This is a genomic window from Nitrosospira briensis C-128 (genome assembly GCF_000619905.2).
GTDB lineage: Bacteria > Pseudomonadota > Gammaproteobacteria > Burkholderiales > Nitrosomonadaceae > Nitrosospira > Nitrosospira briensis.
Map to the genome: position 1 here is coordinate 552,806 of NZ_CP012371.1, position 11,831 is coordinate 564,636.

Genomic DNA, 11,831 nt, shown 5'->3' on the forward strand with positions numbered 1-11,831 from the left:
TTCCGCAAAATATCCAGGAGAAACAAATGACTTTCGTAGTGGAAAAGGATCCCGGATTAATCCCGCAGATCTTGTCTGAAATACTGGACAGCTCGATAAACGGAATCACACTGGTGGATCCCGATCAGGATGACATGCCCATTGTTTATGCCAATAAGCAATTCCAGGTCATGACTGGATATCCGCAGGAGGAGATCCTCGGACGCAACTGTCGTTTTCTCCAGAAGGGCGATCGTGAACAGGAAGCGCGTTTTGCGATGAGCCGGGCCATCAGCAAGCACCTGCCCATCGAAGTGACCATACGCAATTATCGAAAGGATGGCGAGCTCTTCTTTAACCATCTGACACTCACTCCACTTCTGGATGGGCAGGGAAAACTCATCTATTATCTTGGTATCCAGTACGATGTGAACCGCAACCGAGACTTGATTTCGAAGTTCAGCATGCAGCAGGAAGCCGATACCAGACGTTTACTTGCTTCTTTATTGCCAAGACCCTGATATTGAAACTTGGGCGCGCACCCTGGTGCCTGCGATATAGGAAGCGAGCTAATCAATCATAATGGAAGAGGATTTTATGGCCCAGATAATGTATGAAAACATTCCACAGCCTCGATCGGATGACCGGCGCGTATGGGATGTACCTTTTGCGGTTTATGGATACCCGGCGTTGCTGATAGCCCATAGGTTGAAGGTTTTTGCCTTGCTTGGGGAAGGAGCGCGTACATTGCCTGAAATCTGCAAGGCGCTGAACTTCAAGCCACGGCCGGCCGAGGCTATCCTGACGGCTGCGACAGCGTTGGGCTTTCTCTCTCTCAAGGACACGCGTTATTCGCTTACTCCGCTTGCGGAAGACTATCTCCTCGAAAAGAGTCCGAGCTACTTCGGATTTTTCTGGGATATGATGATTGACAATTCAGAAGTGTTTTCCTACGCAAGCCTGGAGAGGGCTGTGCTCACCGATTCGCCCCAGGCCTATGGAGGGGGCGATATTTATAAGTCTCATGAAGAGCAGGCGGAACTGGCGCGGAGATTTACGCGTGGCATGCACAGCATGAGTATGACGTTGGCCTCCGCCTGGCCAAGTGTCCTGAATCTCACCAGCCATCAACTGATGCTCGACATAGGCGGCGGTTCGGGAGCGCATTCGATCGTGGCTGCGTTGAAATCGCCAAACCTGGATGCGCTGGTTCTGGACCTGGAGCCTATATGCGAAGTCGCTCAAGAGTTCATTAATCAGTACGGCGTGCAGAATCGTGTAACGACCCATGTTGCCGATATGTGGAACGACCCATTCCCGGCAGCTGATCTACATTTTTATTCCAACATCTATCACGACTGGCCTCCGGAGAGGTGCAGATTCCTTACGGAGAAAAGTTTCCGGAGCCTCGAGCGCGGCGGACGCCTCATCATTCACGATATCCTTTACAACGACGAAAAGACAGGACCCCTTGCTGCTGCAGCATATAGCATGCTAATGCTGGGATGGACGGAAGGTGAATGCTATTCGGGCGCTGAATTGGCCACGATGCTGAAGGACGCTGGTTTTCACGATATTCAGGTGTATCCGGCTTTTGGTTATTTCAATGTGGTTACCGGCGTAAAGCCATAGTGATAATTTTTTGCAACTATTGCTCCTGGTTCACCTGGAAATCGGAAATCCAAACATGATCATCGGTCGGTCGCCCTTACCTTCAACCTTCTGAATAATGCACACCAGTCCCACGTGAAGTCGCGTCCCTCGCCGCATAATGACCGAATCAAGACGTGGCTTTACGTCACCGTCTGCTGGTCGGCTTGAATCCCAGCGTTTTCATGGCTGGCACTACTGATTGCTTCGTAGCGCCGTAGTTTACCCATGGGGCGTTGCCCTTATCCAACCGCTCGTGGATATTCAAGGCCGACCAGCGGCTGGCGCTCGTAAGCGACTCCAATTCTTCCCATGCCAAAGGCACTGACACGCCCAGGCCTGGACGTGCGCGTACTGACCAGGCCGATACGGTCGTTGCCCCGAAACCGTTGCGAAGATAGTCTATGAAAATCTTTCCAACGCGATTTCGCGGTCCGCTTTTGGCAACGAAACGCTGCGGTATGGTTTCGGCGAGGTGTTGGACAATGGCTTGAGAAAAATTTTTTACGGTGTCCCAATCATGCAGCCTCTTTATCGGCACAATGACGTGCAAGCCCTTGCCTCCACTCGTTTTCAGGAAAGATTCCAACCCCAGTTCCCCGAGAAATACATGAACAAGCTGTGCCGCTTCCTGGATGAGCGGCCACTTCACCCCTTCGCCAGGATCCAGATCAAATGTCATCCTGTCCGGTTTGCCGATAGCATTTTTTGTGGCATTCCATGTATGAAACTCGATTACATTCATTTGAGCGGATGCTAATAGACCTTCGGCGCTGGCAACTTCAATCAATGACTCATGCCCGGGATCCAGAGATGGGTCAAGCTGATTGACTCCCGCCATATTCTCTTTTTCCCAATGCTTCTGAAAAAACAGCTGACCGGCAATTCCTTCCGGTGCGCGGACGAGCGATACCGGCCTGCCTTTGAGATGCTCCAGCATTAAAGGTGCGACCAGCAAATAGTAGCGAATGAGCTCAATTTTCGTAAATCCGGTGGATGGATCAATGACACGCTCAGGGTGCGAAACCTTCAATGATGACGCTGGCATCCTATCCACAGGTTTTGCATCGGCGGTATGCACCGGTTTCTCCCGAATAATGACTTCTGCTTTTTTATCCGATCTCAAGCCTTGAAAAACCGAGTGGCGAATATGTCCATCTCGTGTCCATTCTCCAAAGGACACTTCAGCCACCAGCGTGGGCTTTACCCAATGCGCATTTTTTTCAATGTCGCTCGCTCCGACAAATGGTGGACGCTCAGTGGCAATTTTGTCCAATTTCACTTTAAGATCATGAAGCGTGTTATCGCTAAATCCCGTGCCTACGTTTCCGGCATAACGAAGCTTCTTGTCTTCATCATAGTAGCCGAGCAGAAGCGAGCCTATACCGGCCCGGGAACCCTTGGGGTCGGTAAAACCGCCAATTACAAATTCCTGGCGTTGCGTACACTTCAGCTTTATCCAGTCGGGAGAGCGGCGCGAGGCATAACGCGAAGTTTTGCGCTTACCGATCAAGCCTTCCAGCCCCAGGCGGCAGGCCGAGGCGATTATATCTTTCGGTGGTGCATCGAAAATATCGCTGAAGCGTATCGGTTCCGGCGGAGGTGGCTCAAAAAGGGTTCGGAGTAATGCCCTTCGTTCAATCAGGGAAGCCTCTCTCAAATCATATCCATTGTAGAATGGTATATCGACCAGGTAATAAATAATGCCTTGAGTCCGGGCACTATCAAATGCATTTTGCAAAGCCTGAAAATCCGGTATGTTTTTGTCATTCAGCACCACAATTTCGCCGTCGAGCCATCCGGACTTCAGCCTCATCCTCGCTATTGATTTTATAAGATGAGGCAATCTCTCTGACCAGTCATTTCCATTTCGAGTAAAGAGTTTAATGTCGCTGCTATCTATTCTGGTCAACATCCGATAGCCGTCGAACTTGATTTCGTAAATCCACTCAGCCGGATCGTTGGGAGGCCCATCCACCAGCGTAGCGAGCTGCGGGCGCAGGATGCGGGGAAGATCCGCTTTAACTGCGTTTTCCGGCAACCCAGGTTCGTTTTTTCCGGACTTTGATCCAGTCCTGGTTGACGTTGTACTCACCGGTCCAGCAGCTTTTTGAACCTCCGGCGGTTCAAGCCCGGCAACACTCTCGGGCATTTCGTCCACCACGCTATATTCGTTGGAAGAGCGAACATAATCATCCTTTTCCTTGATGAGCAGCCATGCCTCCCGTTTTTCTTCCTCCTTCCTTCTCATGCGTACTAGCGCCCAGTGACCCTTCAATTTGTGTCCGCGCAGCTCAAACTTCAGCTTGCCGTCACGATAACCCTTGTGGGGATCCTCAAGAGGAATCCACGTTCCCTTGTCCCAGATGATGACCTTACCCGCGCCATACTGCCCGCGTGGAATCTCGCCTTCAAAACTGTTGTATGAAACGGGATGATCCTCGACATGAACCGCCATGCGCTTGTCATTCGGGTCGAAGCTGGGCCCTTTGGGAACAGCCCAACTTTTCATCGCCCCATCAAGTTCAAGCCTGAAGTCGTAATGGAGCCGCGTTGCCCAGTGCTTCTGAACGACAAATGATAAGGCTGTCTTTCTTGCCTTACTGCGGGTACCGATGCCGGAAGGTTCGGATGTAATGGAAAAATCACGTTTTTCCCGATAGACCTTGAGCGAATCCGAGTTTGACATTTTTCAAGACTTATTCGCGGTTTTCTATGCGCGGCGCTTATGCGTACCTTTGGTGGAAGTGGGTACATTGTCTGCATCCGCCGGTCTTTTGCCCCGCGCCTTGCCGCTACTCCCCTTGTCCCCACTTTTCTTCAGGCTGCGCTGCAGCAATTCGGTAAGATCAAGTATCTGCGCACTGCCAGGTGCCGTTTCGGATTCCTCTGGTTGAGCCACGGTCTGTATGTCGCCCGTTTCGACTTTTTCATGGACGAGTTTCATGATTTCCTCCTTGAAAGAATCGCGGAACTCTTCAGGATGCCATTTTCCACTCATGTCCATCACCAATTGCTCGGCCATTTTCAATTCCTTATCGGTAATGCCCGCCTCCTCCTTTCCCTCGGGAGGAAAGCTCAATTTCTCCCAACTGCGTATCTCGTTGCCCCATCGCAACAGATTCAGCACAAGTGCGGGACCTGATGGCATCAGAGCAGCCAGGTGCTGCTTTGTTTGAATAACCACCCGCGCAATACCGATGCGCCGGGTCTTGAGAAGGGTTTCGCGCAAGAGCGCATAGACCTTGGCTCCTTTATTGATCGGAACGACATAGTAAGGACGCTCAAGATAAACTAATGGAATATCGGTGGCCGGTACAAACATCTCTATCTCGATAGTTTGAGTGGCCTTCGGATAAGCAGCAGAGATTTCGTCCTGACTCAGCACGACATACTGCCCATCTTCATATTCAATGCCTTTGACGATATTTTCCTTGTCGACCTCCTTGCCGGTCTTCTTGTTTATACGCTTGTAGCCAACCGGATCCATGCTGCGCTTGTCCAGCCAGTCGAAATCCAGCCCCTGTTCCACCGTCGCGGAATGGAGGGCTACGGGTATATGCACCAGGCCGAAGCTTATGGCGCCCTTCCATAACGCTCGGCCGCTTGACTTAGGAATATCCATGGTTCACTTCCTATACATCCACAAAAAATGACACCCTTCAATCTGGAAGATCAGCCGACATCAGCTAAGTCAGGCTATATCCATAAGTATTCGGATGGACTGCACATCTCTTCGCCGGAGCAGAGACGCAAGAGACGACCAACCCGGCGATGCTCCAACTCACCCAAATTATCATCCTCTACACTCGTTTTGTCGTATGTGCGATTGCGCACGAAGTGAAGGGCCGCAGGGAATTGGTTTACGTTGTCGCGGAATGCGCGGTGAGCTATCGGCCCGACAATGCCGGTGGTGATGCTATTCAGAGTCGACTTATTACAGCGCTGTGTGTTCTTTCGTACGGAATGATCAGCTAACTGATGAGAGGATATTCAAGTCTATTTGTGAATCCGCCGCACCGCCCTGATTGCGCTGACCACAGCCCCAGGTACGGTCGAGTGGAAAGACTTCCAAAGGTCGCCTCGTGAAGGCTAATAAGCGAAGACTCATAAACCCAGATAAAGACGGCTCTGCGAGCCTACCCAAGTGCTGGCGGTCAGTTTGCGGCCTTTCGCCGCCATTTTTGCTACCTGCGCGGCGTCCATATACCCCAAGCTATGGACTTCTCCCAACCGGCAAAACTGTCTCGCAACCTGCCTCGCCATCATCTCGTGTCCTAATGGATTATCTGGGATAAAAGCAAAAGCCAAAATATTAGCGATATAACTCTGCGCCATCCACGAAGCTTCCTGAGGATTAAATGAATATGGATTATTTTTCCCTGCTACAATGGCCCGCGATGGTGATCAACATACTCGCGGTCTGGTTGCTGACTTACCAGTCCAAGCGCAGGCGCAATGCCGGCTTCTGGTGCTCTCTCATCAGCAACGTCTTGTGGATCGCCTGGGGATGGTATGCTCAGGCTTTAGCAGTTATTGGCCTCCAGATAGCCTTGGCTGCGCTGAATATCCGTGGCGTCAAAAAAACGGATGAAAAAACTTAGGCACGACAGTCGATAACATCGCTGTTTTCTCTTTTTTGGCTTATATCGTCATGGTTTGTGCAAAATGATGTTCGAAACATGGAAAGATCTTTTGCAATCCGAGCAAGCAAAATATTTTTAATTTCCGGCATTGGTTGCCTGGCGCTCGTGGTTGCTTCTAATAATGTTCTCGATTACCAATCGAATTTCCGGTTCGTTCAGCACGTGATGTCGATGGATACGGTATATCCGGGAAATGTTCTGAAGTATCGCGCCATCACTGAACCGCTGCTGCATTCCGCTATCTATATACTTATCATATTCTCTGAATTCATAATTGCCATACTGTGTCTTCTGGGGGCATTGCAATTGTTTCGCCATATCCGTGATGATGCGCTGACATTTGACAATGCCAAATCTCTATCCATCCTGGGATTATCCTGCGGTTTTGCCTTATGGTTTTTTGGCTTTATTGTCGTTGGCGCGGAATGGTTCTGCATGTGGCAATCACCGGACTGGAATGGCCAGGAATCTGCATTCCGATTTGTGGTTTGCATCATCCTGGTGCTAATTTACACCGTACAAAGTGATAAAATTGGCTGAACCGGCCGACTTGCCGAAATCGAGTCATCGATTACCACTAGCGTATAATTGCCAGCCCTTATTTTGTTATCTTCACTTCTTGTCTTCCTGATCGGGCCGAATACCGCCCGTCGGTAGTCTGCAAACCCAAGCGATGCGAACTCTATACACTTATTGCATGCTTTTCCCGCGACGCACCGCGTACGTCCTGGTCGCGCTGTTGGCGGCAGGTATCGCCGAAGGGCTTAGTCTGACCGCACTTCTCCCGTTACTTTCGATTGCGGTGGGCGATAACGCGAATTCCGACACCGGCAAGCGAATCGTCGACGTACTGCAAGGGATCGGCATCGTACCGACCATTGGCGTCATGCTGCTGATCATTGTCGGAGGCATGATCATCAAGAGCGTGATATTGCTGATGGCCAACAGGCAAGTCGGCTATACCGTCGCGCATGTCGCCACCGCGCTTCGCCTTGAATTGATCGACGCGCTGCTCGCGAGCCGCTGGCAATATTATCTGCGTCAACCCATGGGTTCCCTGGCGAATTCGGTCGCCACCGAAGCATACCGTGCGGCCAACGGTTTTGAGCACAGCGTCACCGTGCTGGCGCTGGTGATACAGGTCATCGTCTATGGAACCGTGGCCATGTTCGTTTCATGGCAGGCAACGCTTACTTCGTTACTTGTCGGCGTGGTAATGCTGCGGCTGCTGAATCAACTGATTCGGGCTACCCGCCGGGCCGGGGGTAAGCAGACTCAACTGATGCGCCACCTGCTGACTTATCTTTCCGACGTGCTCGGATCGGTAAAATCACTGAAAGCCATGGCGCGGGATAACGTGGCAGAGGCCATCCTGCGCGACCAGACCAAGCAGCTGGAAAAAGCCACCCGGCGCGAAATCATGGCGCGGGAAGCTTTGATGGCCTTGCAGGAACCCATACTGGCCACCCTGATAGCGTCAGGCTTATATCTGGCCCTGTCGATATGGGAGCTTTCGTTGCCGTCTGTGATGGTGATGGTCTTTCTGCTCACCCGCCTTCTGAGCCTGCTCAATAAAACGCAGCGCAAATACCAGAATCTGGCGGCGCAGGAGAGTGCTTACTGGGCTTTGCGCACAGCGATTGAAGAGGCGCGTGCCGCAGCGGAGAGAACGACGGGTACGCGTCAGCCTACCCTTCAAAAGGGGATCAGCTTGCGTCACATCGATTTCGATTACGGCACGAAACCAATATTTCAGGATCTCAACCTCGAGATTCCAGTCAATTCATTCACCACCATTGCAGGACCATCGGGTGTTGGAAAAAGTACCATGCTGGACCTGCTGTGTGGACTGGCTGAACCAAAGTCAGGGGATATGCTCATAGATGGTGTGCCTCTGCGTGAAATCAATCCGCGCGACTGGCGACGCATGATCGGCTATGTCGCACAGGAAAATGTTCTGCTTCACGACACCATTCTCAGCAACATACTTGTCGGCGCGCCTGACCTGGTTGAAGCCGATGCGGAAAGAGCATTGCACCAAGCGGGAGCCTGGGATTTCGTAAGCGCCCTTCCGGAAGGGTTGCAGACGATTGTCGGCGAACGCGGGGGGCTGCTGTCGGGCGGTCAGCGTCAGCGGATCGCAATAGCCAGAGCGCTGGCTCACCAGCCGCTTTTTCTGTTGCTTGACGAACCGACCAGCGCGCTCGATCCTGAAAGCGAGCGGTTGGTTTGCGACACGCTCAAGAAGCTGGCAAAGGATCTTACCGTGGTTGCCGTTTCTCATCAGCCTGCGCTGATAAATGCAGCGGATTACATATTCACCCTTTCAAAGGGGAAAGCCGAGCGACTGCAACATCCATCCGAGGTTGAGAATGAATCGGATGCCATATCCGTATCGCGCAGGGGAGCGACCTCGGTTTTTCGTTGATTTGAAAAATTATGACGGCAAACCAAAAAAAGTTTGCTGCCTAAGGTGCGCCGCACGCCCGGGTGAACCTTATAGCTTGTAACAGGCTGTACGGTCGCGGATCCGGCTAGTGCAACATTAATCAACAGCAACTTCGATTGATAGCATTTTCTTATGCAAAAATAGAAGCGACTAACGTTTTTTTCTCGAATACAAAACAGGTTTCTCCCCAATTTCTGGTGGTTTTGGATTTCACTCCAAGGCCTGCCTGTTCCATCAGATTTACCGCTTCCCGCTGCTCCTCAGGGGTTCCCAGCTCGACGATGACAGATCTCAGCGCCGGGTTTTTCAGAACATTTTCCGCACCTTTGATAATGGGAATCTCTATGCCGTCAACATCAATCTTGATATAGTTGGGGTAAGGGAATCCCCATTTTCCGCATAACTCGTCCAGCGTTACTCCAAACATTCCCTGAATATGCGCGGTGGGTGTTTTCATGTTCTTCAGGTCTTCCTTTCCGAACTGTGAGCGATTTCCTCCGCCAATAAATTTCGGGATATACAGTTTTGAAAACCCGCCCTGTCCCGATACGGCTATACCATAAGCCGTAATATTATCCTCGAGCTTGTTCAGGTAAATGTTTTTATTCAATAAAGAATAATTGATGCACTGAGGCTCAAAGGCAAAAACCTGAATGTCATTCCCGTATTTTTTTGCGGGATATAAGGAATATTGACCGATATTCGCGCCCAGATCAAAGAATCGCGAGCCGGGTTCAAAACTGTCGAGCCAATTCAGCGTATCGGGCTCTTTAATGGAATAAGTTTTGGCGCGCTGAAGTGTCCGAAAGTTATCCACGGCGATGCGTATGGATTGGCCCTTGACATTTACTTTTGTGTAACCGCCTTTTAGTCCATAAAGCGCAATAGAGAACCCGGAAAGAACATCCATAAAAAATGAAGACATATTTGTTTCAGCTGCAGGCTGATTAGTGGAGATAGGAATTAAATGAAGCCGAAGAATATCTGTTTTATCCGGTTTAATCCCAAATATTTTGCCGCAGCCCGAAGCTGCGACCGCCGAGGTAGCGTTGACTTATCTCGGACACAAGGGGATTTTCAAGTCGAAGGGAGCAGCTCCGCTTCATCTGTAGGGCAAACTCAGGTCGTCGAGGATGTCCATGTTGTAACGAGAAGCAGTTTCTGCCAACACCGGTAAGACCTCTTTAACACTTACGCCCTTTCTTGTCAAAACGCTTTTTTTGATAAACGGAAATTTGAACTCGGTAATAAGAGGCTTCCATAGATGTGAGGTAGGCTCTATCCATCTTATAGGCCTTTGATTAAAATTAATTCGAGCCAAGGCGGGTTCCAAGCCATAAAGAGCGGCGAGCCGGAATCTGTGACGGAGAAGCCGGGAAAAACCGACTTCATATTTTCGGATAACGACATTCTTGAGCTCCAGAATATCGACCTCTTTGAAGAAGCGAAGAAATTCTTCAGATAACACTACATTTTTCTTGCAATACAGAAAATAAGATTGCAGATGCGGATGAAATTGAAAAGAATCGGTCATTCCAATCACATCGGCGTCGCAGTTCTCAAGTGTAGTAACGATATCGCTGATGCTGAAAAGTGGCCCGATAACGCTATCGTTGGCTAACAGAAGGCCGGCATGGTCTTTGTATCGAGCATATTTTTCCAGTCCTGTTTTCCATCCGTAAAAATCGTAGCCTTTATTCTCCCGGTTTATGATTCTTACGCAGCATCTTGAAAGTTTCTCCAGGTCTGAAACTGAAATATCATCGCTCGAGCTGATAAATATGATGTTGAACCCGGCCAGGGCGAGCGCATCAACGTACTGATACACGTTCTTTCTGACAATATTTTCGTAATCGTAGCTACAAAAAAGGCAGACCGGTTTAGTGTAATCCGGCGATACCAGCCCTTTTTCATCCAATCTGACCAGCGGTTCCTTACGCACTTTCTTCCGCTTGAGCAAATAAACATATAAATAAAGAGCATATCGCAACTCCTTGACTATCATCTTGATGGTCCACCTCATCGGCCAGGTGGTTCGCTGATTCTTCTGTTTGTGCAGGGACATTTCATACACCTCGGTCAACAAATTCCATCAAGAGTTGGAACATAAAAATGGTAGCGTTACATGCCAGGCATATCGGAATATCTCAAAAAAATCTTTGCTGCGCGTTCAGCGGCCCCACGATGGAAGGGGCTGCGCCTCGTACGGAAACACAATACAAACAGGTTATGATAATGATGGTGTCTTGTAAAAACATGAGCTTCAGGGCGGCTTATCAAGAGATAGAGATAATTGCGCCAGCACGCCTTTCAGTGTTTCCAGTGTATCGGCTTCGTCTATTTTTTTGTCATCGTGAATGCGAAGCATTCGGGGAAATCGCCGGCGATACCCTTTGTGCGGTGTATCCCATACCGTGCACTAACCGATTTCAGGCTGCCAGCGCGTCCGTCAAATACTGTAAGTAGCACTAAATCGCGTAACAGCGGGGAAAGAAGCGGAGCACCTGCTGAGGCTGTAATGAGATCCATGCCGATACGCTATCACGACGGACGGTCGCAGCCCCGTCCGGTTAGCCGCTGAATCCCGCTCCTCAATGCTTCTGATATAAACCGATCAGTTCAGAATATGCGATGACATGTCCTTCCATCGCTTTCTCCAGCTTTGCCTTGGTTGGTTGCTTCAAATCCGGCAGGACTGTGTCGAGCGCGTAGAGTTTATGGAAATACCGATGTTTTCCAATCGGCGGGCACGGCCCACCATAGCCGGTGCGCTGCCAGTCATTGAGTCCTTCCCGTGTTCCAGGTGGAAGATCCGCCGTAGCGATTGCCTCCGATAGCCCGCTGGTGCCGGGCGGAATGTTGTACAACACCCAATGCACCCAGGTTCTCTTGGGCGCAGCAGGATCAGGCGCATCGGGATCGTCCATGATTAACACCAGGCTTTGCGTGCCCTCGGGCACTTCGGTCCAGAAAAGCTCCGGTGAAGTGTCGTGGCCATCGCAGGTATGGCGCGCAGGAATTACGCCGTGAGGAGAAAAAGATGAAGATGTTATGGTCATTGACATGATAGGTTTCTCCTTTTTCTCGTTTCTTACCTTCTGGCTCAT

General features: G+C 50.4%; 11 protein-coding genes. 5 read left to right on the top strand and 6 right to left on the bottom strand.

What is annotated here, in order from left to right; all coding sequences use genetic code 11:
- The first annotated feature begins 26 nt into the window (after nt 1–26).
- Together F822_RS02525 and F822_RS02530 are read left to right on the top strand one after the other, a co-directional pair.
- Nucleotides 27–500, top strand: coding sequence for a PAS domain-containing protein (locus F822_RS02525; protein WP_025039480.1), 474 nt, complete (start codon nt 27–29; stop codon nt 498–500).
- A 76-nt stretch (nt 501–576) separates the two neighbouring features.
- Entirely contained in the window at nt 577–1,611 is a 1,035-nt protein-coding gene (locus tag F822_RS02530; protein ID WP_025039479.1) for a methyltransferase, read from the top strand.
- A 166-nt stretch (nt 1,612–1,777) separates the two neighbouring features.
- On the opposite strand, the gene ligD is transcribed toward F822_RS02530, so the two are convergent.
- The 3 genes from ligD to F822_RS02550 all read right to left on the bottom strand — a co-directional run bounded on the left by ligD (nt 1,778) and on the right by F822_RS02550 (nt 5,967).
- Complete coding sequence (gene ligD / locus F822_RS02535) at nt 1,778–4,318, bottom strand: DNA ligase D (RefSeq protein WP_025039478.1); 2,541 nt, start codon at nt 4,316–4,318, stop codon at nt 1,778–1,780.
- Between the two features lie 24 nt (nt 4,319–4,342).
- Entirely contained in the window at nt 4,343–5,254 is a 912-nt protein-coding gene (gene ku / locus F822_RS02540; RefSeq protein WP_025039477.1) for a non-homologous end joining protein Ku, read from the bottom strand.
- A 482-nt stretch (nt 5,255–5,736) separates the two neighbouring features.
- A complete protein-coding gene (locus F822_RS02550; RefSeq protein ID WP_025039475.1) occupies nt 5,737–5,967 on the bottom strand; it encodes a hypothetical protein in 231 nt (76 codons plus the stop codon).
- 23 nt (nt 5,968–5,990) lie between these two features.
- Between F822_RS02550 and F822_RS02555 the strand changes: the two genes are divergently transcribed.
- The 3 genes from F822_RS02555 (at nt 5,991) to F822_RS02565 (ending at nt 8,703) form a co-directional block, all read left to right on the top strand.
- Nucleotides 5,991–6,233 carry a hypothetical protein gene (locus F822_RS02555; RefSeq protein ID WP_231623553.1) on the top strand — a complete coding sequence of 81 codons (243 nt, stop codon included), beginning with the start codon at nt 5,991–5,993 and terminating at the stop codon, nt 6,231–6,233.
- 78 nt (nt 6,234–6,311) lie between these two features.
- Entirely contained in the window at nt 6,312–6,815 is a 504-nt protein-coding gene (locus F822_RS02560) for a DUF2165 family protein (RefSeq protein ID WP_025039473.1), read from the top strand.
- A gap of 133 nt (nt 6,816–6,948) precedes the next feature.
- Nucleotides 6,949–8,703: an ABC transporter ATP-binding protein gene (locus F822_RS02565; protein ID WP_025039472.1), complete on the top strand. Its 1,755-nt coding sequence runs from the start codon at nt 6,949–6,951 to the stop codon at nt 8,701–8,703.
- A gap of 151 nt (nt 8,704–8,854) precedes the next feature.
- Here F822_RS02565 and F822_RS02570 read toward each other — a convergent pair whose 3' ends face one another.
- The 3 genes from F822_RS02570 to F822_RS02580 form a co-directional block, all read right to left on the bottom strand.
- Nucleotides 8,855–9,649 carry an FkbM family methyltransferase gene (locus F822_RS02570; RefSeq protein WP_025039471.1) on the bottom strand — a complete coding sequence of 265 codons (795 nt, stop codon included), beginning with the start codon at nt 9,647–9,649 and terminating at the stop codon, nt 8,855–8,857.
- 177 nt (nt 9,650–9,826) lie between these two features.
- Nucleotides 9,827–10,789: a rhamnan synthesis F family protein gene (locus F822_RS02575; RefSeq protein ID WP_025039470.1), complete on the bottom strand. Its 963-nt coding sequence runs from the start codon at nt 10,787–10,789 to the stop codon at nt 9,827–9,829.
- A gap of 526 nt (nt 10,790–11,315) precedes the next feature.
- Nucleotides 11,316–11,789, bottom strand: coding sequence for a YbhB/YbcL family Raf kinase inhibitor-like protein (locus tag F822_RS02580; RefSeq protein ID WP_025039469.1), 474 nt, complete (start codon nt 11,787–11,789; stop codon nt 11,316–11,318).
- Nucleotides 11,790–11,831 lie beyond the last annotated feature (42 nt).

Bases quoted from the DNA above. Each gene is read 5' to 3' on its own strand.
- F822_RS02530 (WP_025039479.1), top strand. From the start codon at position 577: ATGGCCCAGATAATGTATGAAAACATTCCACAGCCTCGATCGGATGAC.
- F822_RS02565 (WP_025039472.1), top strand. From the start codon at position 6,949: ATGCGAACTCTATACACTTATTGCATGCTTTTCCCGCGACGCACCGCG.
- F822_RS02575 (WP_025039470.1), bottom strand. From the start codon at position 10,789: ATGTCCCTGCACAAACAGAAGAATCAGCGAACCACCTGGCCGATGAGG.
- F822_RS02555 (WP_231623553.1), top strand. From the start codon at position 5,991: ATGAATATGGATTATTTTTCCCTGCTACAATGGCCCGCGATGGTGATC.
- F822_RS02560 (WP_025039473.1), top strand. From the start codon at position 6,312: ATGGAAAGATCTTTTGCAATCCGAGCAAGCAAAATATTTTTAATTTCC.
- F822_RS02550 (WP_025039475.1), bottom strand. From the start codon at position 5,967: ATGGCGCAGAGTTATATCGCTAATATTTTGGCTTTTGCTTTTATCCCA.
- F822_RS02525 (WP_025039480.1), top strand. From the start codon at position 27: ATGACTTTCGTAGTGGAAAAGGATCCCGGATTAATCCCGCAGATCTTG.
- F822_RS02580 (WP_025039469.1), bottom strand. From the start codon at position 11,789: ATGTCAATGACCATAACATCTTCATCTTTTTCTCCTCACGGCGTAATT.
- F822_RS02570 (WP_025039471.1), bottom strand. From the start codon at position 9,649: ATGTCTTCATTTTTTATGGATGTTCTTTCCGGGTTCTCTATTGCGCTT.
- ku (WP_025039477.1), bottom strand. From the start codon at position 5,254: ATGGATATTCCTAAGTCAAGCGGCCGAGCGTTATGGAAGGGCGCCATA.
- ligD (WP_025039478.1), bottom strand. From the start codon at position 4,318: ATGTCAAACTCGGATTCGCTCAAGGTCTATCGGGAAAAACGTGATTTT.